Source organism: Variovorax glacialis, assembly GCF_051216375.1.
Taxonomy (GTDB): domain Bacteria; phylum Pseudomonadota; class Gammaproteobacteria; order Burkholderiales; family Burkholderiaceae_C; genus Variovorax.
Map to the genome: position 1 here is coordinate 308,607 of NZ_JBPJZT010000004.1, position 20,257 is coordinate 328,863.

The following is a 20,257-nucleotide window of genomic DNA, read 5'->3' on the forward strand; positions in this document are numbered from 1 at the left end:
CATGCGACGCAGCAAGCAAGCGAAGATCGTGGCGACCCTCGGGCCAGCCAGCGACGACCGCAAGACCATCCAGGCGCTCTTCGACGCCGGCGCGGATGTGTTCCGGCTGAACTTCAGCCACGGCAAGCACGAGGACCACAAGCGCCGGCTCGACCTCATCCGCGAGATCGAGCGCGACAGCGGCAGGCCCATCGGCGTGCTGCTCGACCTGCAGGGGCCGAAGCTGCGCATCGGTACCTTTCCCGGCGGTCCGGTCACCCTGGTCGAGGGCACGCCGTTCAGGCTCGATCTCGACACGAAGTCACCGGGCAACATCGAGCGCGTCGCCCTGCCGCACCCCGAGATCTTCGCGGCGCTGGAGACCGGCACGGAATTGCTGCTGGACGACGGCCGGCTTCGCCTGCGCGTCGAAGGCTTCGGCAAGGACTACGCCGACACCCGCGTGGTGAACGGCGGCACCTTGTCGGACCGCAAGGGCGTCAACGTGCCCGGCGTCGTGCTGCCGCTCTCCGCGATGACCGAGAAGGACCGCACCGACCTCGCCTACGGCCTGACGCTCGGCATCGACTGGGTGGCGCTGTCCTTCGTGCAGCGGCCCGAGGACGTCATCGAAGTCCGGAACATCGTCGCCGGCCGCGCGGGCATCGTCGCCAAGCTCGAGAAGCCGGCCGCCATCGCCTCGCTGGACGCCATCGTCGCCGAAACCGACGCCGTGATGGTCGCGCGCGGCGACCTGGGCGTCGAGATGCCGGCCGAGCAGGTGCCGTCGATCCAGAAGCGGATCATTCGCGCATGCCGACGTGCCGGCAAACCGGTGATCGTCGCCACGCAGATGCTCGAATCGATGGTCACCGCGCCGGTCCCCACGCGGGCCGAAGCCTCGGACGTGGCGACCGCGATCTACGAAGGCGCCGACGCGGTCATGCTGTCGGCGGAGTCGGCCAGCGGGCGCTATCCGGTAGAGGCGGTGAAGATGATGAGCAGCATCATCACGCACACCGAGAGCGATCCGAACTACCGCGCCGCGATCGACTCCTCGCGTGCCGAACCGCTCGCGCGCACCGCCGATGCCATCGGCTCCGCGATGCGGGACATCACGGGCCTGCTCAATGCGGCGGCCAGCGTCGCCTACACCAGCTCCGGCTACTCGGCACTGCGCATGGCGCGCGAGCGCCCGCGCGCTCCCATCATCGGCATGACGCCCCGGCTCGCCACGGCACGCCGGCTGGCGCTTGCGTGGGGTGTGCACGCGGTGCTATGCCATGAAGTCGTGGACGTGCCGGAGATGAGCGAGCTCGCCTGCCGCACCGCGCTCAAGGAAGGCTTCGGGGCTTCCGGGCAAACCATCGTGATCTCGGCCGGCATGCCCTTCGGCACCTCCGGCACCACCAACCTCCTGCGCATCGCGCAGATCTGAAACGGGAGCAGACATGGCATCCATCCAACACGTCCGGGGCTTCGAGATCCTGGACTCCCGCGGCAATCCCACCGTGGCGGCCGAGGTCGTCCTGTCGGACGGCGCGAAAGGCTTCGCCGCGTCGCCCTCGGGCGCTTCCACCGGTGCGCGGGAAGCGATCGAACTGCGCGACGGCGATCCGAAACGGTACTTCGGCAAAGGCGTCATGCGGGCGGTAGGTCATGTGAACGGCGAGCTTGGCCAGGCCTTGATCGGCCGGGCGGCCGAAGACCAGGCGGCCATCGATCGCGTGATGATCGATCTCGACGGGACCCCGACGAAGTCGCGGCTGGGCGCGAATGCCATCCTCGCGGTCTCGCTTGCGGCGGCCAAGGCGGCTTCGGCTTCCAGAGGGGAGCCGCTCTACCGCTCCATCGGCGGCGATCGCAAGCCGGTGCTGCCGCTGCCCATGATGAACATCATCAACGGCGGTGCCCACGCCGACAACAACGTCGACATGCAGGAATTCATGATCGTGCCGGTCGGTGCGCCGCGCTTCTCCGAAGCGATGCGTTGGGGCGTCGAGGTCTTCCATTCGCTGAAGAGCCTGCTCAAGGGTCGCGGCATGTCGACCGCGGTCGGCGACGAAGGCGGTTTCGCGCCGGACTTGCCGTCGAACGAGGCGGCCATCGAGGTCATTCTTGCCGCGATCGAACGGGCCGGCTTCAAGGCCGGGACGGACATCGCCCTGGGACTGGACGTCGCGAGTTCGGAGTTCCACAAGGGTGGCCTGTACGAACTCGCCTCCGAAGGAAAACGTTTCGATTCGTCGCAGTTCGTCGACTACCTGGCGCGCTGGGTCGATGCCTATCCCATCGTCACCATCGAGGACGGCATGGCAGAGGACGACTGGGACGGCTGGGAGCTGCTGACCGCCCGGCTCGGCCGTCGCGTGCAGCTGGTGGGCGACGACCTGTTCGTCACCAACACCGAGATCCTGCAGCACGGCATTGCGCGCGGCGCGGCCAACTCGATCCTCATCAAGCCGAACCAGATCGGCACCCTGACCGAGACGCTCGCCGCCATCGCGATGGCGGACAAGGCCGGTTATTCCGCGGTCGTCTCGCACCGCTCGGGCGAGACCGAGGACACCACCATCGCCGACTTGAGCGTGTGCACGGCCGCGACGCAGATCAAGACCGGCTCGCTGTGCCGTTCCGACCGCATGGCCAAGTACAACCGCCTCCTGCTCATCGAGGCCGAGCTGGGCGCCGCGGCGGTTTTCGCAGGTTGCACCACACCCATGAGGAGACAAGCATGAAGACATCGACATCCCGCCCCTTCGGTCCACGCAATGCCTTGACGGCGATCGCCCTCGGACTTGCCGCGTCGCTTGCAGCGGCGCAGACGTGGCCTTCCAAGCCGATCACGCTCGTCGTGCCGTTTCCACCGGGGGGCAGCTCGGATGCGCTCGCGCGTGCCATCACCACGCCGCTGTCACAGAGTCTCGGCCAACCCGTGATCGTCGAGAGCAAACCGGGCGCCGGCGCGACGGTCGGCGCCGACTACGTGTCGAAGGCCAGGCCGGACGGCTACACGCTGCTCATGGGCGCGGTGCACCACACCATCGCCACCAGCGTCTACAAGAAGCTGCCGTACGACTTCGAGAAGAGCTTCGCGCCGATCACCACGGTCGCGATGGTGCCCAATGTGCTGGTGGTCGGTGCCAAGTCGCCTGCCACCGACGTCAAGAGCCTGGTGGCGCTGGCGAAGGCCTCCCCCGGAAAGCTGTCGTACGGATCGAACGGCAACGGCACGGTGCAGCACCTGATCGGGACGCAGTTCTCCAGCATCGCGGGCGTCGAGCTTCTGCACGTGCCTTACAAGGGCAGCGCGCCGCTCACTACCGACCTGCTGGGCGGCCAGGTCGACATGTCGTTCGACACGCTGACGCCGCTGGTACAGCACATCAAGGGCGGCAAGCTGCGTGCACTGGCGGTGACCACCGCCAGGAGATCGAGCACCTTGCCCGATGTGCCGACGCTGGCCGAAGCCGGAATCAAGGATTTCAACCAGGGCACGTGGTTCGGGATCCTGGCACCGGCCGCCACGCCCAAGGAGGTGATCGCGAAGCTCAACGCCGAGATGGTGAAGATCATCCAGTCGCCGGAATTCAGGAAGCGGATGGAAGAGATCGGCGCGGAGCCGGTCGGTGACACGCCGCTCCGCATGGCGACTCAGATCAAGGACGACACGACCAAATACGGCAAGCTGGTGAAGGAAGCCAAGGTAGCCATCGAGTGACTCACGATCGCGCGCCGCAAGGACATGCGGCCGCCCATGCCCTGTTTCACGCTGCGGGCGATGAAGGAGGAAGACCTGCGCGGCGCCTACCTCTATATCCGGACGCTTGGGCCCAAGGGCGCTCCGGCACCGGACTATGTGCCGCCAGGGAAGCTTCCCCATCCGCCCGTCGTCACGTTCCCCGATTGAAGCCTTCGGCACGACGGCGATGGAAGCCGGCACGACGCCGGCCGCAGGTAGCTCCGTCCTGCCTGTTAGGCGCAGAATCTCCCGTCCGTGCCAGCGGGATGCCGCGCGCGGCCCATCACCTCGAACAACGGAGACGATCATGGCATTCAATGGTTCGGCCATCGTGGCATTGCTGGACGGCGCTGTCGCGAAGGGCGCCTTGCATGGTGTGTCGGCGGTCGTGGTCGACCGCAACGGGCAGCTGTTCCACCATGCTGCCGGCGAAGCGCGCGAAGGCACGCTGTTCCGCAACGCGTCGATGACCAAGGCAGTGGCCACGACGGCGGCGCTGCAGCTCGTCGAACAAGGGCGGCTGGGCCTCGATGCCACGGTCGAATCCATCCTGCCGGCGTTCGGCGAGTTGTCCGTGCTGGACGGCTTCGACGGCGACAAGCCACGCCTTCGACCCCCCGCCAGCAAGGCCACCGTCCGCCAGTTGATGACGCACTCGGCGGGCCTGGGCTACTTCTTCCTCAACGAGAAGCTGCTCCGCTACCACACGCTGACGGGCGAGCCGAATCCCCTGTCGGGCCTGAAGCGCAGCCTGTCGGTACCGCTGGTCAACGATCCGGGCACCGCCTGGGAGTACGGCGTCAACACCGACTGGCTGGGACTCATTGTCGAGAAGCTCTCGGGCCACAGCCTCGGCAGCTACCTGCGGGAATTCGTCTACGGGCCGCTGGGCATGAACGACTCGACCTTCGCGCCAAGCGCCGAGCAGCGCGCACGGCTGCTGCGCGTGATGCAGCGTCAAGGCGACGGCACGCTCGCGCCATCGCAGCTCGACTTGCCGCCCACCTCGGAATGGGATGCGGCCGGCCACGGCTCGTACGGAACGGTGCAGGACTATGGCCGCTTCGTGCAGGCATGGCTGAACGACGGCGCCGGCATCCTCAAGCCCGCCACCGTGCAGATGGCGCTGCAGAACCACCTGGGCGAGATCCAGCTACCGGCGCTGCTGAAGTCGACGTTGCCCGAACTCTCGAACGACGTGCCCGCGCTTCCGGTGCCGCAATCGTGGGGGCTGGGCTTCCATCTCACGTTGGCCGACCTGCCGGGCATGCGAAGCAATGGAACCGGCGACTGGGCGGGCGTCTTCAACTCGTTCTACTGGATCGATCGCTCGAAAGGCATCGGCGGCGTGTTGATGACGCAACTGCTGCCCTTCTTCGACATGCCCGTCATCGAGACACTCATCGGATTCGAGATGGCCGTCTACCAGCAGGTCGGCTCGGCTGTACCCGCGGCTTGAATCGCCACAGGGCGGCAGTCCGGGAACTAAGCCTTCTTCACGAAAGCGCTGCACCAGCCCTTCGCCGCCACATTCTTGCCCGCGAACAGCGGACACGGCCCGCTGGCTTCGCCGGGCTTGCCCTGGTAGAGCTGGCAGGACGCGCAGTCCTGTCCGGCAGCGAACTTCGGGAACTTGGCCTTGTCCACCTTCGACGCATCGGGGACGTAGCCCAGCGCCGCGGCCTGTGGATCCTTCGGGTCGAGATCTGCGGCAAGGGCGAGTCGGGTGCCCAGAAGGGCGGCGCCGGCGACGGGGACAACCTGCAGGAACGAACGACGTGAGGTCATGTGGCACCTTCTTCGTGTAGTGGGAACCGTGGGGCCTTTGATTATCCGCGTGAGCCCGCCGCGCGGCGCCTCGCACGACGTAGGACACGGGCGACCTCCGATTGCGCCAAATGCTGCACCGCCGCAATGGGCCCGCTGCCACACTGGATTGCAACGGCCGACAGGTCACCGAGAGGCACCATGAGCAACCCCTGGACCAAGAAAAACCCGCTGATGAGCATGTGGCTCAGTTCCGCCAACAAGGCGATGAGCGCGAGCCGTGGTCAGGTGGCCGGTGCTGCAAAGCGCCAGGTTGCCGCGACCCAGGCCGATGCGGTCAAGCAGATCGTCGATTTCTGGAGCGGCAAGACGGCCGTCAAGGCGCCGGCCAAGAAGCGAAGGCGTCGCTGAATGGCGAGGCGCAAGAAGGTCACGTGGACTGGAATCTTTGCAAAGAACGTCGCGGCGCTTTCGCGCACCGGCTTGCGCATGAACGCGCGGGTCGTGGACGGCGCTGTCAAGCTGGCGATCGACAAGGCCCGCCCGCCGGCCGGCGCGGGGCAATGGATTTCCGGCGTGGCAATGGGCGCTGCGGGCATGCGTCGCTTCCGGCTCTACCGACCGCCCGGCGTCAAGTTCGGGGAGCGGCTGCCGCTGATGGTCATGCTGCACGGTTGCCTGCAGGACGCCAAGAGCTTCGCGACCAGCACCCGGATGAACGGCGTGGCGGCGCGCGAGCGATTCCTCGTGCTCTATCCGGAGCAGGACCGGGTATCCAACGCCCAGGGCTGCTGGAACTGGTACGACACTTCCGCGGGTCGCGCCTATGGCGAGGTCGCGCTCATCATGAAAGCCATCGATCAGGTCTGCCTGATGTACCCGGTGGACCGCACGCGCGTGGCGGTCGCAGGACTCTCCGCCGGCGCCAGCATGGCTGCGCTGCTGGCGAGCAGGCACCCGGAGCGATTCAAGGCGGTCGTGATGCATTCGGGCATCCCGCCGGGGACGGCCCATTCGACGCTCTCCGCGATGGGCGCGATGGTGGGCCATCGAACGACAAAGCCGCTGGTCGCGACGCCGGCGACCATGGCCGCATCGTGGCCCCCGCTGATGGTGATCCACGGCGGACTGGACCGCGTGGTGGCCACGAGCAATGGTCACGCGGCGGTACAGGCATGGGCCGACGCGGCGGGTGCCACGGACGTCAAGGCGCGCAGCGTGCAGAGGGGCAACCGGTATCCGACGAACATCACCGAGTTCAAGCGCAGGGGGCACGCCGTGGCCACGCTCGTAGAGATCGCGCGCCTCGGACATGCGTGGAGTGGCGGCGCTGCCAAGCAGCCCTACAGCGATGGAAAGGGACCCGACGCGTCCCGCATGGCCTGGGCGTTCGCGGCCCGGCAGTTTCGGGCTGGATGAAGTCCAGCGATGCGGCGAGCGCGCTCCCGCCAGTTTGAATGAATACGACAAGGACACCATGAAGCAAATGACCTGCTCGAAATGCGGCAACCGCGTTTTCTTCGAGAACCTGACCTGCGAGACGTGCGGCTCGACACTGGGCTATGCACCCGAGGAGCAGCGCATGCTCGCCTTCGACGCCTCGGAGGAAGACGCGTGGCTGAGGCTGGGCGAGTCGGGCGGCGAGTACAGGCCTTGCGTGAACCGCAAGCAGAACGTGTGCAACTGGATGGTGCCTGCCGAGAGCTCGCACCACCATTGCCTGTCGTGTCAGACGACCCACACCATTCCCGAACTCACCAAGCCAGAGAACCATGGCTACTGGGCCGCGCTCGAACAGGCCAAGCGGCGTCTCTTCTACACGCTGGTCGAACTCGTCCTGCCGACGCCCAACAAGCTGGACGACCCCGACAACGGGCTGTCCTTCGAGTTTCTCGAGCAGGTGAACCCCAAGCAACGGGTGCTCACCGGCCACGACGAGGGCGTCATCACGCTCAACATCGCCGAAGCCGACGATGCGCGTCGCGAGCACATCCGAATGTCGATGCACGAACCCTACCGAACCTTGCTGGGTCATTTCAGGCACGAGATCGGCCACTACTACTGGGACAGGCTGGTGCGCGGCACGCAGTGGATCGACGAGTACCGGTCACTGTTCGGCGACGAGCGCGCGAGCTACGAGGAAGCGTTGAAGAAGCACTACGCCTCGCCGGTGGCGGATTGGCCGCAGCGCTTCATCAGCGTCTATGCCAGTTCGCACCCGTGGGAAGACTGGGCGGAGACGTGGGCCCACTACCTGCACATGGTGGACGGCCTGGAGACCGCTGCCGCGTGGGGCGCGCGACTCGATCTCGCCCTGCCGGCCGGGCCCGCCCTGAAGGTGAACAAGCTCGACCTGAACGCCGAGTCCATCCGGCATACGGTGGTCGAGCAATGGCTGCCGGTCTCCCAGTTCATCAATGCGATGGATCGCAGCCTCGGGGCGCACGACAGCTATCCCTTCATCGTGGTCCCGCCGGTGATCGAGAAGCTCGACTTCATTCATCGCGTCGTGCGTGCGGGAAGTTCCGGGAGCGTTCCCATGAACTTCCTGCCGCGTCGGGCGGTCGAGGCGACAGTGGCATAGCGATCGACGACTCGCCGGCCTGGCCTATTTCAGCTTGGCGTCTTCCCGCTTTGCTTCGGCCATCGCCTCCGGCTCCAGTTCTTCCGCGTAGCGGTTGAGCCGCACGAAGAGTCCCCAGCCGGCAAGGATCACGCCGACAGCGCACAGCAACGCAGCGGCATAGAGGAGCAGCGACGGCGCTTGACGCGCCTTGAAGGTGGCCACGAGCCCCTCGACCGCGACCGCCACGACGATCACGACCATGAAGCGCGAAAGAAAGCGTCGCACGCGAGTAGGTGCGCTGATATGCGCGTCGCGGATGACTTCCTCCTCCGCGATGGTCTGGGAGATCTGCAAGGCGACCACCGCAGCGGCCAGCAGGCCCATGGCCTCGATGATGGTTTCAGCCGACGAGGCGTCCAGCTCGTTGACGAACGCCGCCCAGGCCATGCGCGCCGCGATGGCAATCAGCATGATCGCAGCCATTGCGAAGAGCGCCGCCATGAAGGCGTGAATCGCCGAATAGGCGCCAAGCAGCAGCTTCATGGATGCGGATCAGGCGTTGCGGTCAGCCGGCATCCTTCAAGGCCTGCTTGGCCTTGTCGGCAGAGCTCTTCGACCTGTTCTTGTGGTAGCCGGACTTGACGTTGTTGACCGCCTTGCCGACCGGGCCGCTCTTCTTGGCCTCGCTGTCCGCGCGCTTCTCGTCGATCTTGTGCTTCGTCGCGTCTGTGGCTTCGGAGGCAGCCTTGCCGATCTGGGCGCCAGCGGTCATGACGGTGAGGGAGGCGGCGAGCGCGAACAGGATCTTGTGCATCGGGGTTTCCAGACGTTGAATGAACAACGCCGATGGTTGCCGCGTTGCCGATGCGGCCGTGTCAGCGGTGGCCTCGCCTGTCTTTGGCTGCCGACCTATACGTTGTGTCAGGTTTTCGGTGCGCTGCCGACCAGCACCGGCTCGGCGCGGTAGCGGTCGGGGAACACCTTGTTGAGGTTCTCGATCTTGGGCAGGTCGTTGAAGACGATGTAGGGCTGCGACGGGTTGTGCGTCAGATAGTCCTGGTGGTACGCCTCCGCCGGGAAGAAGCGCTTCTGCAGTTCGATGGTCGTCACGATCGGCTGGCCGAAGCTCTTGGCCTTGCCGAGTTGATCGATGTAGGCCTTGGCGATGCGGGCCTGTTCCGCATTCTGTGCGAAGACGGTGGAGCGGTATTGCGTGCCGTGGTCGGGCCCTTGCCGGTTGAGCTCGGTCGGGTTGTGCGCGACGGAGAAATAGATCTGGAGGATGCGCCCGTAGCTGATCTGCTTGGGGTCGAAAGTGATCGACACCGCTTCGGCATGGCCTGTCCTGCCGGAGCTCACGGTTTCGTACTGGGCGGTCTTTTCATCGCCGCCCGCGTAGCCGGAGACGGCGTTCGTCACGCCCTTCACGTGCTGGAAGACCCCTTGCACACCCCAGAAGCAACCGCCGGCAACGACGGCCGTCTCGGTGGCCGCGCTCGATGCGGCGGCATCTTCGGCGGGCGCGGGAATCACGACCGCGTTCTCCGCCGCCATGGAAGGAAGGACACGCAAAGCGCCTGCGCCCGCCAGGAGGGCCAGTGCGCTCAGCGCTGCGCGGCGGGAGAAGAGGGCGCTGGCCGGGGATGAATGGACGCGGGCTGCGGAGGACTTGATCATCTGTCGTCTTTCGTTGATGGAGCCAGGGCGCGATCTTCCGATGCGCCCGCGCCTTGCGCTTGCCGCGCTCCGAAAGGCCATGGCAGGAGTCGGGGTCGGAAGCAGGGCTGTAACCGGCCGGCGGTTTGAAACGAACTACATCGCGAATACAGATTCACAACCTTCAATCAACCCAAGCAGGGGAATTGCCATGACCGTTCAAGGAAGACGCTTCGCCCTCGTTGCGGGAACATCCACGCTTGGCCTGGCGATTGCCAATGCCCTCGGCTGGAGCCCCCGGCCCGCGGAGGCCGCGGAAGGCAAGTTCGAAGTGACCCACACGGACGAGGAATGGCGCAAGCGCCTGACACCCAACCAGTACGCGGTGCTGCGCAAGGAAGGGACCGAGCGCCCCTTTTCCAGCCCATTGAACGACGAGCATCGCGAGGGCGTCTTCGCGTGCGCGGGCTGCGACCTCGACGCGTTCTCGTCGAAGACGAAGTTCGACAGCAGGACCGGCTGGCCGAGCTTCTGGCAGCCCTTGCCGAACGCTGTCGGCCAGACCGAGGACAAGACCTTCGGCATGGTTCGCACGGAGGTGCATTGCCGCCGCTGCGGCGGGCACCTGGGTCATGTCTTCGACGACGGGCCGAAGCCGACCGGCCTGCGCTATTGCATGAATGGGGTGGCGCTCAAGTTCACGCCGGGCGCGGCCTGAGGGTTTGTCGAAACAGGACCTCCGTAGGGCCGGGATCGTTCGGCCTTGTCGTTTACGAACGGATCACGGAGTCTTTCGCCGGCGAGCCGGTCCGGCTGGGCGAAGTGGCACAGGACGCGGGAGAATCGATTCCTGCCAAAGGAGCATGCCCGTGACCGACGAAGCCATCACCGCCAAAGCCGAGAAGAAGGGGCCCGCCTTCTGCGAGGGCGCGCTTTCACTTCCGGTGCGCGGCGTGCGCGCCGGAAGGGAATTCGCGGCGCAGGACTGGGTTGCCGACGAAGTGCCCGTTGCGCTCGAGTACAACGGCATCTCGCATGCCGTGATGCTCGCGACCCCGCTCGATCTCGAGGACTTCGCCCTGGGTTTCTCGCTGAGCGAAGGGATCCTCGGCGCACCGCACGAGCTGTTCTCCGTGGAGGAGGAACGCTCCGACATCGGCATCACGCTCCATCTGCAGGTGGCCAGCGGTCCCTTCGCGCGCCTGAAGGAACGCCGGCGCTCGCTGACGGGCCGTACCGGATGCGGCCTTTGCGGAACGGAAAGCCTCGGGCAAGTCTGCCGGAACCTGCCTGAGCTGCCCGACAGTCCACCATGGCGCCGCGAGGCCATCAGCCATGCGATGTCCCAGTTCTTCCAATTGCAGGCGCTGCAGCAGGCGACCGGCGCGGTCCACGCCGCCGCCTGGTGTTCGGCCGAAGGCGAAGTACTGTGGCTGCGCGAGGACGTCGGTCGCCACAACGCGCTCGACAAGCTGATCGGCGCGCTGGCCACCAACGACATCGACGCTTCAGCCGGCTTCATCGCCGTCACGAGCCGTGCCAGCTTCGAGATGGTGCAGAAGACGGCCATGGCCCGCGTCTCGCTCCTGGCCGCTGTTTCGGCGCCCACGTCGCTCGCGGTCGCGACGGCGCAGAGCGCCGGCATGACGCTGGTCGGCTTCGCGCGGAAGCAGGACCTAGTCGTCTACTGCCACGACGACCGGTTGGAGTTCGACCCCGTCAGCGGGGATCGCGCTGCACACTGACGCCCTGGTCCGGATGGCCAATCAGATCGGGCGGTTCTTCTATAGGGCAGGCCGCGCGGCCTCCTTACGCATGCGGGTCGGCGCGCGACGTACCGAAGGCGAGCGCGGGCCCCGTTGAACGGGCGCGCTCTCGACGACACCGACCAGTTGACCCACCACCAGCCGCACCTGCGACTGCAGCGCGGCGACGGCGCGACGGTCGCCCGCCAGGTGCTTCAGCAGGCACTGCTGGAACAGGCCGTCGAACATGGCGTAGGCGACGCTGCTCGGCACGCGCACCGGCGTGCCGGTGAGTTCGGCAAAGCGCGACATCACACGCCAGATCATCCGCTCGAGGCTCTTGTCGATCTCCGCGACGTCGTCCCGGAAGGCCGCCTCGAACAGGGATTGCGCCCGCAGGTCGTACCAGAGCCGGTGCATCGTCGCGTCCTTGCGGACGGTTTCAGCCAGGCCTGCGGTGAACCCTTCCAGCAGTTCCTCGTACGAGCTTGCCTCGGTCGTGACCTCGTCGTAGCGCGTCACGCAGCGCGCCTTGTACTGGCGCACGCTGCACAGGATCAGATCGAGCTTGTCGGTGAAGTAGTAGTGCAGCACCCCGTGCGAGAAGGCGGAGTTCTGCGCGATCTCGCGCAGGCTGGTGCGGGCATAGCCGAGTTCGGCGAGGGTCTGCATCGCCGCTTCGCCGAGCTCGGCGCGGCGCTCGTTGAACTTGTCGTCGGGGGCGCGAGGAGTCTTGAGCATGCGCCCATTGTAGAGAGCGATGACCGCATCCGAGCCCACTCATCAGTGCAAACCCGCGTGTCTTGACAACTGTCCTGATAAATCTTGACAGCCGTCAAGGCCACTTCTAGCATCGACTCGCGTTCCTTGACGATCGTCCAAAACAAACAGGAGACAACATGCAGAAGTTCGACTTGTCGGGCCGCAAGGCCCTGGTGACTGGCGGGGCGCGCGGCCTCGGCGAAGGCATGGCACAGGCGCTCGCAGCGGCTGGTGCCTCGGTGATGATCGGCGACGTGCTCGCCTCGCTCGGCCGTGACACGGCCGGCAAACTGTCGGCGGGCGGTGCCAAGGTGGGCTTCGTCCAGCTCGACGTCACCAAGGAAGAGGACTGGGCCGCTGCGGTCCAGGCGACCGTCGACACGCTCGGCGGCTTCGACATCCTCGTCAACAACGCGGGCATCGAAATCACGGCGCTCGTGACCGAGATCGAAGCGGCCGACCTCCGCCGCATGCTCGACGTGAACATCGTCGGCACCGCGCTCGGCATGAAGCACGCATTCCGCGCGATGCGCCCCGGGGGCGTTGCCGGCAAGGGCGGCGCCGTCGTCAACATTTCCTCGGTCGCGGCGACCATCGCCTTCCCCGCGATCGCCGGCTACTCGGCCACCAAGTCCGCGGTCGATCGCCTGACGCGCGTCGGCGCGATGGAGGCCGGCAAGCTCGGCTACGGCGTGCGCGTGAACTGCATCTACCCGGGGCTCGTCCCCACCGAGATGGGCATGAAGCTGGCAGGCGACGTGGTCGCGGCCGGGCTCTTTGCATCGCCCGAAGCGGCGGTGGGCGCGATCATCGAACAGACCCCGGCTGGGCGCCTGGGCGAAGTCGGCGACATGGCCGATGCGGTCGTGTTCCTCTGCTCCGACGCCGCGCGCTTCATCACCGGTGCCGGATTGCCGGTGGACGGCGGCATGGGCACCTGAGCGGCGGTTTCCGCAATCCACCAATAAGGACGAGACATGAGCACCAGCAAGAAACCCGTCGTGGTCTACGGCGCCTCCGGCTACACCGGCCGGCTCATCTGCGAGTACCTGCGCGAGTACAACATCCCCTTCATCGCCGCGGGCCGCAGCAAGGACAAGGTCCTCGATGCGATGAAATCCAACGTCCCGGGCATCGAGACCGCGAGCTACGAGGTGGTCGAGGTCGCGCACAACGTCGACGCGCTGACCGAGCTCTTCACCGGCGCCTCCGTGGTGCTGAACACCGTGGGCCCGTTCGCAAAGTTCGGTCCGGAAGTCGTGCAGGCCTGCCTGGCGGCCAAGACGCACTACACCGACACCACCGGTGAGCAGGACTGGCTGATCACGCTCGACGAGCAGTACGGCGCCAAGTTCGCCGCCGCCGGGCTGCTGCTTTCGCCCGGCCTCGCGCAGATGTACACCACCGGCGAGATCGCCGCGCAGCTGTGCCTGGAGACGCACGGCCTCGATACGCTCGACATCGCGGTGTTCTGGGGCGGGAGCCCGACGATCGCCTCGACGCAGACGATCCTGGTCAACGCCGCGATGGCCAAGGCCTACTTCCTCGAGCAGAACAACTATGTCGAATGGCAGCCGGACGCGGGTCTGTACCACCTGTCGATTCCCGGCCAGCACGAGGCCGCGCTGGCGCTGCCCTGGGGCGGCACATCGCACCCGGTGTGGTTCAAGAAGGACCCGCGCGTCGCCAACGTGAAGGTGCTGGGTGGCGTGTTCAACAAGCCGCTGATGCTGGGCGTGCCGCAGATCGTTGCCGCGGCCCTCAAGGCGACCGAGGGAATGAACCCCGACGACCGTTACGCCGCACTGGCCAAGACGGCAGCGGGCGTCATGAACAGCATGCCGCCGCGAGAGAACCCGCGGATCAACAAGTCGGTGGATTCGGTCCACGCGTCGGGGCCGCTGGGGCGCGCGCACTGCGTCATCTACGGCAACTGCAATTACAAGCAGACCGGCATGCTGCAGGCCTTCGCCGCGGCTTCGCTGCTGCAGCATGCGCCCAAGCGGGTGGGTTTCGCCTCGGGATGCCAGGCCTTCGGCCATCACGAGCTGTTGGGTGCGTTGCGCAGCTTCGGCCTCGTGCAGCCGCCGGTGCTGACCGTTCACCATTGACCGGGCGCACGCCATGCGCCTGATCGACTATCTCGACAAGGGCGCCCAGTTGGGCGGGGGCGCGCCGTGCTTCACGATGGGCGACGCCGACCTGTCCTATGCCGAGGTGCAGGCGCTCAGCCACCGGGTGGGGCGCGCGCTGCAGCGGTCCGGGATTGTTCCGGGCCAGAAGGTCGCCGTGCTCTCCAGCAACGATGCGATCGCCTTCGCCTGCGTGTTCGGCATCTCCCGCGCGGGCGCCGTCTGGTGCCCCATCAACCCGCGCAACGAGGCGAGCGAGAACCGCTTCGTGCTCGATGCCTTCGACTGCGCCTGCCTGATCTTCCACAGCAACTACGCGCCGATGGTCGAGCAGATCCGCGAGGCCTGCCCGAAGCTCGCGACGCTGGTCTGCCTCGACAAGGCGCAGCCCTATGCGCGCTCCTGGGCGCAATGGGTCGAGGAGGCGAGCGACGAGCCGCTGGACGTGGCACCGCCGGACGATCTCGCGATGATCGCGGGCACGGGCGGCACGACCGGCCAGCCAAAGGGCGTCATGCTGTCGGGCCGCAACCTGGAGACCATGTCGGCGCTGACGCTGATGGGCTATCCCTTCGATGGCCGGCCGACCTATCTCGCGCTCGCGCCGCTGACGCATGCGGCCGGCGTCCTGTGCCTTCCTGTGATGGCATTGGGCGGGCGCGTCGTGATCATGCCCAAGCCCGACCTCGGTGACTTCCTCGCGCTGATCGAACGGCACCGCGTGACACACACCTTCCTGCCGCCGACCCTGATCTACATGCTGCTCCAGCACGAGCGGCTCGCGGCCACGCGGCTCGACTCGCTGCAATGCTTCTGGTACGGCGCGGCCCCGATCTCCGCTGCGCGGCTGGAGGAAGCGCTCGGCAAGATCGGCCCGGTGATGGCCCAGCTGTTCGGCCAGACCGAGGCGCCGATGATGATCTCGATGATGTCGCCGCGCGAGCACTTCAACGCCGATGGTTCGGTGGCGCGCGAGCGGCTCACGTCCGCCGGGCGGCCCGGTCCGCTCGTTCAAGTCGCGACGATGAACGCCGACGGCGCGCTGCTGCCCACCGGCGAGACCGGCGAGATCGTGATCCGAAGTTCACTGGTGATGATGGGCTACTACAAGGACCTCGCCGCCACCGAAGCGGCAGGGCGCCACGGCTGGCACCACACCGGCGACATCGGACGGCTCGACGCCGACGGCTTCCTCTACATCGTCGACCGCGCGAAGGACATGATCATCACGGGCGGGTTCAACGTCTACTCGGTCGAGGTCGAGCAGGCGCTGATGCAGCACCCCGATGTGCAGGACAGCGCAGTGGTCGGCCTGCCCGACGAGAAGTGGGGCGAGCGCGTCGTCGCGGTGCTGCAGCTGCACGCCAATCGCAGCAACGACATCGAGCGGACCGCGCAGGAGATCCAGGCCTTCGTGAAGGCGCGCATCGGCAGCGTGAAGACGCCGAAGCAGGTCGAGATCTGGCCGGACCTGCCGCGCTCGAAGGTCGGGAAGGTGCTCAAGAAGGACATTCGCGCCACCCTCATCGAACGGCTCGGTGACGCTGCCGGCAGACCGTGAGCAGGACAGGCACGCATCAGGCGGCGTGAACCTCGAAGGCGTGGCGGCCCCACGGCGGCATGTCGAGGAACAGCCCGCGGGCGAGCAGGTCGTCGCCTGGCCGATCGAAGACAGCCGGGCCGAGCAGATCCTGAAGCCTCAGGGTGCCTTGCGCGATCTCCGGAAAGGGGAGCCGCACGAAGCATTGGGATTGCTGCGGCGAGTAGTTCACGGCCACCAGCATCCACGGTTGACCCGGTGATTCCCAGCGGAAGGCGATGAAGTTGTCCGACGTGGGATTGCCGGCCCATGTCGGAACGCAATCCAGCAAGGACCAACGGCCATCGCGAAACACCGGTCTGCGCAGTACGGCGAGCAGGCCGGCATAGAACTGCGCCAGGTTGTCGTCAACGGCTTCGTCCGGCGCCCGCACCAGATGCGGCGAGATGCGAATGCGCCGCCCCTCGAACTGCCCCTGGTGGAAGAAGCGCAGGCCCGGCGAGAGAAAGGTCAGCACGGCAGCCGCGGGATGGACTTCAGGCGCAAAGGCCGATGCGGCGCGCGGCTCGTCGTGGTTCTCCAGGAAGCGCGCCAGCTTGTCCTGGTAGCCCATGTCCGCGCACAGGTGCTCTCGCACGGGACGCGCACGCCGTTCGTGCAGGCGGTCGTACAGGCGCTTGTCATAGGCGTAGTCGAATCCCTCCTGCTGCAGCGTCCATTCCATGTCCCAGTAGGCCTCCGCCATGAACAGGAAGGCCGGATGCTCGCGCCGCACCGCATCGACCGCCTTGCGCCAAAACGGCTCGGCCCGGATGCCCCAGGTTCGCTCGAACACTTCGGGCAGCACGAGCATCGCCATGTCGCAACGCACGCCGTCGCATTGGCCGGCGATGCGTTCCAGCTCGCCGACCATCGCCGCCTGCAACTTGGGGTTTCCGTAGTTGAGTTGAAGTGTGTCGGGCCAGCCGTCGAAGTACGGGTCGCGGCCATAGGCGAACACCGACAGTCCGCTTTTCGTGGCCAGACGGCAGAAGTTTTGCGGTGAACGCCCCAGGTCTTCTTCCTTGCCGTGCACGAAGTAGCCCGGGTGATCGTCTTTCCATGGGTGATCGGGCGCCATGTGGTTGGGCACGAAGTCGAGCATCAGGCGCAATCCCCGCTGGCGCATGCGCTCGCGAAGTCGAGCGAGCGCCGCGTCGCCGCCGAGGCGCTGGTGCACGGTGTAGCCCGTGATGGCAAAGCCGGAGCCCTCGATGTCGTCCTCGCGGAGGTCGGGCAAGGTCTGCTCGAATTCGCGCCGCCACTGCGGATTGCTGCGCGAGATCCGCTGCGCGGCGGTGCCCGTCTGCCAGACGCTCAACAGCCAGAGCCAGTCGAATCCCGCCGCCGCGAGGCGATCGAGTTCATCGTCCGCAATGTCGTCCAGGGTCGCCGCGCGGCCGAGCGAACGCGACAGGCCCGTCAGCGTGACGCGCGTGTTGATCTGGTACAGCGCCGGGTAGCGAGGCGTGTCCACGGCATCACCGTACCGGGCCGTCAGGACCTGGCGCACCACGCAGCGCGCGGACCGCGGCCGCCTCGGCGCCCGGCATCAGCAGCAGTTCCTTCGTCGCCACCGGGTTCATCTGGATGATGCGCGCCACGCAGCCGGTCCAGCCGGTCTGGTGGCTCGCGCCGATGCCCGCGCCGCTGTCGCCGTGGAAGTACTCGTAGAACAGCAGCAGATCGCGCCAGTGGGGATCGTCGCGGAACCGCAGCGTCGCGCCATGCGCCGGTCGCCGGCCCTCGCTGTCGCGCAGGAAGATCCGGCTCAGGCGCTCGCCGAGTTCCTTGGCCACTTCGAGAAGGGTCATCATCTGCCCCGATCCCGTCGGGCACTCGACCTTGAAGTCCTCGCCGTAGTACGCGTAGAGGCGAAGCAGCGATGTGTAGAGCAGGAAGTTGATCGGCATCCAGACCGGACCGCGCCAGTTGGAGTTGCCGCCGAACATGCCCGAGTCCGAATCGCCCGGCACATAGGCGACGCGATACGACTGGCCCGCATGCTCGAAGACGTAGGGCTGGTCGAGGTGCACGCGGGACAGCGCGCGAATGCCGTACGGACTGAAGAATTCCTTCTCGTCGAGCATGTGCGCGAGGATGCGGCGCAGTTTCTCTTCGTTGACGATCGACAGCATCCGGCGATTGGCCACGCCGGGCTGCTGCGGCAGGTGCATGTTCGCCGCGAGTTCGGGATGCCGCATCAGGAACAGGCGCGCGCGGTCGCGGAACTTCGGCATTCGCGCGGCGATGTCTTCCTCGAAAACCGCGACGCCGGCCAGCGGCAGCAGCCCGACGATCGAGCGCACCTTCAGGCGCCTGGCAGTGCCGTCCGGCAGGCGCAGCACGTCGTAGTAAAAGCCATCTTCTTCATCCCACATCTCGTCCTGGCGTTCGCCGACCCGGTCCATCGCGCCGGCGATGAACAGCGTGTGCTGGAAGAACTTCTCGACGAACTCCTCGTACAGCGGCTCGCTCAAGGCCAGTTCGACCGCGATCCGAAGCATCTGCTGGCTGAAGAACACCATCCAGGCTGTCCCGTCGGCCTGGTCGAGGTAGCCGCCCGTGGGCAGCGGCGCGGAGCGGTCGAACACCCCGATGTTGTCGAGCCCGAGAAAGCCTCCTTCGAACACGTTGGCGCCGGTGCGGTCCTTCCTGTTGACCCACCAGGTGAAGTTGACCAGCAGCTTGGAGAAGGCGTACTTGAGGAACTCGATGTCGCCGCCGTCGCCGCGGCGTTCCTTGTCGACCAGGAAGAGCTGCATCGTCGCCCAGGCGTGCACCGGCGGATTCACGTCGCCGAAGTTCCACTCGTAGGCGGGGAGCTGGCCGTTCGGATGCAGATAGTCGTTGCGCAGCATCAGGTCGAGCTGCTGCTTGGCGAAATCGGGGTCGACCATGCCCAGCGGGATCATGTGGAAGGCCAGGTCCCAGGCGGCGTACCACGGGTACTCCCACTTGTCGGGCATCGAGATGATGTCGTCGTTGAACATGTGGGACCAGTTGATGTTGCGCACGTTGCGGCGCTCCGACTGCGGCAGCTGGCTGCCCGCGCCGTGCTCGTCGAGCCAGAGATCGAGGTCGTAGTAGAAGTACTGCTTGGTCCACAGCATGCCGGCCAGCGCCTGTCGCAGCACATTCGCGCGGTCCGGGTCGTCCCGGACGGCCGGCGGCGCGACGGATGCGTAGAACGCGTCGGCCTCCTTCAGGCGGTCGGCGAAGACGGCATCGAAATCGTCGAAGGGCGCGGGCGATGTGCCGGGCTTCCGGGTCGTCAGTCGCAGCCGCACAGCCTGCGACTGGCCGGGTCCGATGTCGAACTGGTAGTGCGACGCCACCTTGGTGCCCCGGCTCGCGGGATTGATCGCAGCGGCTTCCCCGTGAATGATGAAGTTGTGGAAGGCGTCCTTCACGTAGGGGGAGGCGTTGTTTCCGCCGAACAGCCGGGCATTGTTCGTTTCGTTCTCGGTGAACAGCAGCGGCACGTCGGCGTCGCAATAGAGGTGGTACTCGTCCAGCGATTCCAGGAACAGCGGATCGGTGTGGCGGGCACGGACGGTCGCCGTCCCGCCGGAGGCCACGCGTTCGAGGATCGGCTTCGAGCCGCCGCCCGACTGCGTCCACGTGTTCCGGAACCAAAGCGTCGGCAGCAGGTGCAGCGGCGCCGCATCGGGCCCGCGATTGAAGGCGGTGATCCGCACCAGCACGTCGTCGGGCGCCGCCTTCGCGTATTCGACGAAGACATCGAAATAGCGGTTGTCGTCGAACACGCCCGTGTCGAGCAGTTCGTACTCCAATTCGTTCTTGCCGCGGTTGCGGTTGGTGGTGACGATGTCGTTGTACGGGTAGGCCGCCTGCGGATACTTGTACAGGTACTTCATGTACGAGTGCGTCGGCGTCGAGTCGAGGTAGAAGTAGTACTCCTTGACGTCCTCGCCATGGTTGCCTTCGCTGTTGGCCAGGCCGAAGGCGCGCTCCTTCAGGATCGGGTCGCGACTGTTCCACAGCGCCAGCGCGAAACACAGGATCTGATGGTCGTCGCTGATGCCGGCGAGCCCGTCTTCGCCCCAGCGATAGGCGCGCGAGCGGGCCTGGTCGTGAGTGAAGTAGTTCCAGGCATCGCCGTTGTCGCTGTAGTCCTCTCGGACCGTGCCCCATTGCCGCTCGCTGAGGTACGGCCCCCACTTCTTCCAGGCCGCGCGGTTCGCATATGCTTCGTCGAGCCGTTGCCTTTCTGCGCCTTCGGTGCCCATGGATGTGCTCCTCGGAGCGGATCCGCCCCGTCGCAACATTGGGCCCCATCCCGGCGGGTTAGTTCAAGTCCCGTTA

Annotated in this window: 20 protein-coding genes; 13 read left to right on the forward strand and 7 right to left on the reverse strand. The window is 66.4% G+C overall.

Annotated elements, in window-relative coordinates:
* The first annotated feature begins 1 nt into the window (after position 1).
* The 5 genes from pyk to ACSFBL_RS13195 all read left to right on the forward strand — a co-directional run bounded on the left by pyk (position 2) and on the right by ACSFBL_RS13195 (position 5,180).
* Positions 2–1,417 (forward strand): pyruvate kinase, encoded by a 1,416-nt coding sequence (gene pyk / locus ACSFBL_RS13175; RefSeq protein WP_435516229.1) that lies wholly within the window; start codon positions 2–4, stop codon positions 1,415–1,417.
* A 13-nt stretch (positions 1,418–1,430) separates the two neighbouring features.
* Complete coding sequence (gene eno / locus ACSFBL_RS13180) at positions 1,431–2,717, forward strand: phosphopyruvate hydratase (protein ID WP_435516230.1); 1,287 nt, start codon at positions 1,431–1,433, stop codon at positions 2,715–2,717.
* On the forward strand, positions 2,714–3,700 hold the full coding sequence (locus tag ACSFBL_RS13185) for a Bug family tripartite tricarboxylate transporter substrate binding protein (RefSeq protein ID WP_435516231.1): 987 nt from the start codon (positions 2,714–2,716) through the stop codon (positions 3,698–3,700). The genes eno and ACSFBL_RS13185 overlap by 4 nt, the downstream gene beginning before the upstream one ends.
* 36 nt (positions 3,701–3,736) lie before the next feature.
* Positions 3,737–3,889, forward strand: coding sequence for a hypothetical protein (locus ACSFBL_RS13190; protein WP_435516232.1), 153 nt, complete (start codon positions 3,737–3,739; stop codon positions 3,887–3,889).
* A 139-nt stretch (positions 3,890–4,028) separates the two neighbouring features.
* Complete coding sequence (locus tag ACSFBL_RS13195) at positions 4,029–5,180, forward strand: serine hydrolase domain-containing protein (RefSeq protein WP_435516233.1); 1,152 nt, start codon at positions 4,029–4,031, stop codon at positions 5,178–5,180.
* A gap of 26 nt (positions 5,181–5,206) precedes the next feature.
* Here the strand turns inward: ACSFBL_RS13195 and ACSFBL_RS13200 are convergent, their stop codons facing one another.
* Positions 5,207–5,509, reverse strand: a complete 303-nt coding sequence (locus tag ACSFBL_RS13200; protein ID WP_435516234.1) for a high-potential iron-sulfur protein — start codon at positions 5,507–5,509, stop codon at positions 5,207–5,209.
* A gap of 180 nt (positions 5,510–5,689) precedes the next feature.
* Between ACSFBL_RS13200 and ACSFBL_RS13205 the strand changes: the two genes are divergently transcribed.
* Genes ACSFBL_RS13205 through ACSFBL_RS13215 form a run of 3 tightly spaced genes read left to right on the forward strand, consistent with a single transcriptional unit; the run spans position 5,690 to position 8,072 of the window.
* Positions 5,690–5,899 (forward strand): hypothetical protein, encoded by a 210-nt coding sequence (locus tag ACSFBL_RS13205; protein WP_435516235.1) that lies wholly within the window; start codon positions 5,690–5,692, stop codon positions 5,897–5,899.
* Positions 5,900–6,907, forward strand: coding sequence for an extracellular catalytic domain type 1 short-chain-length polyhydroxyalkanoate depolymerase (locus ACSFBL_RS13210; protein WP_435516236.1), 1,008 nt, complete (start codon positions 5,900–5,902; stop codon positions 6,905–6,907).
* Between the two features lie 58 nt (positions 6,908–6,965).
* Complete coding sequence (locus ACSFBL_RS13215; protein WP_435516237.1) at positions 6,966–8,072, forward strand: zinc-binding metallopeptidase family protein; 1,107 nt, start codon at positions 6,966–6,968, stop codon at positions 8,070–8,072.
* 24 nt (positions 8,073–8,096) lie between these two features.
* Here ACSFBL_RS13215 and ACSFBL_RS13220 read toward each other — a convergent pair whose 3' ends face one another.
* The 3 genes from ACSFBL_RS13220 to msrA all read right to left on the reverse strand — a co-directional run bounded on the left by ACSFBL_RS13220 (position 8,097) and on the right by msrA (position 9,731).
* Complete coding sequence (locus tag ACSFBL_RS13220; protein ID WP_435516238.1) at positions 8,097–8,597, reverse strand: hypothetical protein; 501 nt, start codon at positions 8,595–8,597, stop codon at positions 8,097–8,099.
* A 22-nt stretch (positions 8,598–8,619) separates the two neighbouring features.
* Positions 8,620–8,868 carry a hypothetical protein gene (locus tag ACSFBL_RS13225; RefSeq protein ID WP_435516239.1) on the reverse strand — a complete coding sequence of 83 codons (249 nt, stop codon included), beginning with the start codon at positions 8,866–8,868 and terminating at the stop codon, positions 8,620–8,622.
* Between the two features lie 107 nt (positions 8,869–8,975).
* Positions 8,976–9,731: a peptide-methionine (S)-S-oxide reductase MsrA gene (gene msrA / locus ACSFBL_RS13230; protein ID WP_435516240.1), complete on the reverse strand. Its 756-nt coding sequence runs from the start codon at positions 9,729–9,731 to the stop codon at positions 8,976–8,978.
* A 190-nt stretch (positions 9,732–9,921) separates the two neighbouring features.
* Between msrA and msrB the strand changes: the two genes are divergently transcribed.
* Both msrB and fdhD read left to right on the forward strand, forming a co-directional pair.
* The gene (msrB, locus tag ACSFBL_RS13235) at positions 9,922–10,428 is read left to right on the forward strand and encodes a peptide-methionine (R)-S-oxide reductase MsrB (protein ID WP_435516241.1); all 507 of its coding nucleotides are present in this window, start codon (positions 9,922–9,924) and stop codon (positions 10,426–10,428) included.
* A gap of 145 nt (positions 10,429–10,573) precedes the next feature.
* Positions 10,574–11,455 (forward strand): formate dehydrogenase accessory sulfurtransferase FdhD, encoded by an 882-nt coding sequence (fdhD, locus tag ACSFBL_RS13240; RefSeq protein WP_435516242.1) that lies wholly within the window; start codon positions 10,574–10,576, stop codon positions 11,453–11,455.
* A 39-nt stretch (positions 11,456–11,494) separates the two neighbouring features.
* Here fdhD and ACSFBL_RS13245 read toward each other — a convergent pair whose 3' ends face one another.
* Positions 11,495–12,196 (reverse strand): TetR/AcrR family transcriptional regulator, encoded by a 702-nt coding sequence (locus ACSFBL_RS13245; protein ID WP_435516243.1) that lies wholly within the window; start codon positions 12,194–12,196, stop codon positions 11,495–11,497.
* 158 nt (positions 12,197–12,354) lie between these two features.
* Here ACSFBL_RS13245 and ACSFBL_RS13250 point away from each other — a divergent pair, with 158 nt between their 5' ends.
* The 3 genes from ACSFBL_RS13250 to ACSFBL_RS13260 are packed head-to-tail and all read left to right on the forward strand — an operon-like array spanning position 12,355 to position 15,910.
* Entirely contained in the window at positions 12,355–13,158 is an 804-nt protein-coding gene (locus ACSFBL_RS13250; RefSeq protein WP_435516244.1) for an SDR family NAD(P)-dependent oxidoreductase, read from the forward strand.
* A gap of 36 nt (positions 13,159–13,194) precedes the next feature.
* Positions 13,195–14,328 carry a DUF5938 domain-containing protein gene (locus tag ACSFBL_RS13255; protein ID WP_435516245.1) on the forward strand — a complete coding sequence of 378 codons (1,134 nt, stop codon included), beginning with the start codon at positions 13,195–13,197 and terminating at the stop codon, positions 14,326–14,328.
* A gap of 13 nt (positions 14,329–14,341) precedes the next feature.
* Complete coding sequence (locus ACSFBL_RS13260) at positions 14,342–15,910, forward strand: AMP-binding protein (RefSeq protein ID WP_435516246.1); 1,569 nt, start codon at positions 14,342–14,344, stop codon at positions 15,908–15,910.
* Between the two features lie 16 nt (positions 15,911–15,926).
* Here ACSFBL_RS13260 and ACSFBL_RS13265 read toward each other — a convergent pair whose 3' ends face one another.
* Together ACSFBL_RS13265 and ACSFBL_RS13270 are read right to left on the reverse strand one after the other, a co-directional pair.
* Positions 15,927–17,405, reverse strand: a complete 1,479-nt coding sequence (locus ACSFBL_RS13265; RefSeq protein ID WP_435516247.1) for an alpha-amylase family glycosyl hydrolase — start codon at positions 17,403–17,405, stop codon at positions 15,927–15,929.
* 4 nt (positions 17,406–17,409) lie between these two features.
* Positions 17,410–20,181, reverse strand: coding sequence for an MGH1-like glycoside hydrolase domain-containing protein (locus tag ACSFBL_RS13270; protein ID WP_435516248.1), 2,772 nt, complete (start codon positions 20,179–20,181; stop codon positions 17,410–17,412).
* Between the last annotated feature and the right edge of the window lie 76 nt (positions 20,182–20,257).

What these genes read in the sequence shown, in the direction of transcription:
- fdhD (WP_435516242.1), top strand. Translation starts at nt 10,574, where the DNA reads ATGCCCGTGACCGACGAAGCCATCACCGCCAAAGCCGAGAAGAAGGGG.
- ACSFBL_RS13185 (WP_435516231.1), top strand. Translation starts at nt 2,714, where the DNA reads ATGAAGACATCGACATCCCGCCCCTTCGGTCCACGCAATGCCTTGACG.
- ACSFBL_RS13260 (WP_435516246.1), top strand. Translation starts at nt 14,342, where the DNA reads ATGCGCCTGATCGACTATCTCGACAAGGGCGCCCAGTTGGGCGGGGGC.
- ACSFBL_RS13210 (WP_435516236.1), top strand. Translation starts at nt 5,900, where the DNA reads ATGGCGAGGCGCAAGAAGGTCACGTGGACTGGAATCTTTGCAAAGAAC.
- ACSFBL_RS13245 (WP_435516243.1), bottom strand. Translation starts at nt 12,196, where the DNA reads ATGCTCAAGACTCCTCGCGCCCCCGACGACAAGTTCAACGAGCGCCGC.
- ACSFBL_RS13270 (WP_435516248.1), bottom strand. Translation starts at nt 20,181, where the DNA reads ATGGGCACCGAAGGCGCAGAAAGGCAACGGCTCGACGAAGCATATGCG.
- ACSFBL_RS13250 (WP_435516244.1), top strand. Translation starts at nt 12,355, where the DNA reads ATGCAGAAGTTCGACTTGTCGGGCCGCAAGGCCCTGGTGACTGGCGGG.
- ACSFBL_RS13225 (WP_435516239.1), bottom strand. Translation starts at nt 8,868, where the DNA reads ATGCACAAGATCCTGTTCGCGCTCGCCGCCTCCCTCACCGTCATGACC.
- ACSFBL_RS13215 (WP_435516237.1), top strand. Translation starts at nt 6,966, where the DNA reads ATGAAGCAAATGACCTGCTCGAAATGCGGCAACCGCGTTTTCTTCGAG.
- msrB (WP_435516241.1), top strand. Translation starts at nt 9,922, where the DNA reads ATGACCGTTCAAGGAAGACGCTTCGCCCTCGTTGCGGGAACATCCACG.
- eno (WP_435516230.1), top strand. Translation starts at nt 1,431, where the DNA reads ATGGCATCCATCCAACACGTCCGGGGCTTCGAGATCCTGGACTCCCGC.
- msrA (WP_435516240.1), bottom strand. Translation starts at nt 9,731, where the DNA reads ATGATCAAGTCCTCCGCAGCCCGCGTCCATTCATCCCCGGCCAGCGCC.
- ACSFBL_RS13220 (WP_435516238.1), bottom strand. Translation starts at nt 8,597, where the DNA reads ATGAAGCTGCTGCTTGGCGCCTATTCGGCGATTCACGCCTTCATGGCG.
- ACSFBL_RS13200 (WP_435516234.1), bottom strand. Translation starts at nt 5,509, where the DNA reads ATGACCTCACGTCGTTCGTTCCTGCAGGTTGTCCCCGTCGCCGGCGCC.
- pyk (WP_435516229.1), top strand. Translation starts at nt 2, where the DNA reads ATGCGACGCAGCAAGCAAGCGAAGATCGTGGCGACCCTCGGGCCAGCC.
- ACSFBL_RS13190 (WP_435516232.1), top strand. Translation starts at nt 3,737, where the DNA reads ATGCCCTGTTTCACGCTGCGGGCGATGAAGGAGGAAGACCTGCGCGGC.
- ACSFBL_RS13195 (WP_435516233.1), top strand. Translation starts at nt 4,029, where the DNA reads ATGGCATTCAATGGTTCGGCCATCGTGGCATTGCTGGACGGCGCTGTC.
- ACSFBL_RS13255 (WP_435516245.1), top strand. Translation starts at nt 13,195, where the DNA reads ATGAGCACCAGCAAGAAACCCGTCGTGGTCTACGGCGCCTCCGGCTAC.
- ACSFBL_RS13205 (WP_435516235.1), top strand. Translation starts at nt 5,690, where the DNA reads ATGAGCAACCCCTGGACCAAGAAAAACCCGCTGATGAGCATGTGGCTC.